This window comes from Lawsonibacter hominis (genome assembly GCF_014287895.1).
GTDB lineage: Bacteria > Bacillota > Clostridia > Oscillospirales > Oscillospiraceae > Lawsonibacter_A > Lawsonibacter_A hominis.
This window is the reverse complement of sequence record NZ_JACOPP010000101.1, coordinates 1-599: the sequence shown is the minus strand read 5'-3', so window position 1 is coordinate 599 and position 599 is coordinate 1. Positions and strand designations below refer to the sequence as shown.

The 599-nt window shown below is 53.8% G+C and carries 1 protein-coding gene; it reads right to left on the bottom strand.

From position 1 onward, the window contains the following. The coding region (locus H8S57_RS16970; RefSeq protein ID WP_186909100.1) for a ParA family protein at positions 1-599 on the bottom strand (599 nt) is incomplete at both ends.

Sequence of the window (599 nt, the reverse complement as noted above, 5' to 3'; positions counted from 1 at the left end):
AACGCCTTTGTGACCTGACCGTATGTACGGCGATACAGGTTCGTCCGCTTGTTGCATTTGGTGAACAGGATACCGCCGATCTCAATGCTGGGATTTAATTTCCGCTTGATTTTCTTGATGGTGTCCACCAACGCCTGCAAACCGGTCAGAGCGAACAGTTCCGGGTCAATCGGGATGATTACCTCGTCGGCAGCCGTTAAAGCGTTGATGGTCAACGAGCCAAGAGAGGGGTTGGTGTCCACGATAATGTAATCGTAGGACAGCCGCAGAGGGTTCAGCAGAGCGGCCAGGTAGTCATTGCTGTCCGGCGTCATCAGCAGATTTGCCTCCGCAACGGTGAGAGATCGGCTGGAAGGGATCAAGTCCACAGAGCCGATTTTCTGGATGAACTCGTTGGTATCCGGCAGAGATTCGTCCAGAAGCAGATTGGTGATAAGAGTCCCGGTATTATAGGGCGCCTGGGTCGGCAGGACACCGAAACTGGTGGTGAGGTTATACTGGGGGTCAAAGTCAACTACCAAGACCTTCTTGCCCATCTCGGCCAGCGCATAGGACAGATTTCGGACCGTGCTGGTCTTGGCTACCCCACCTTTCTGGTT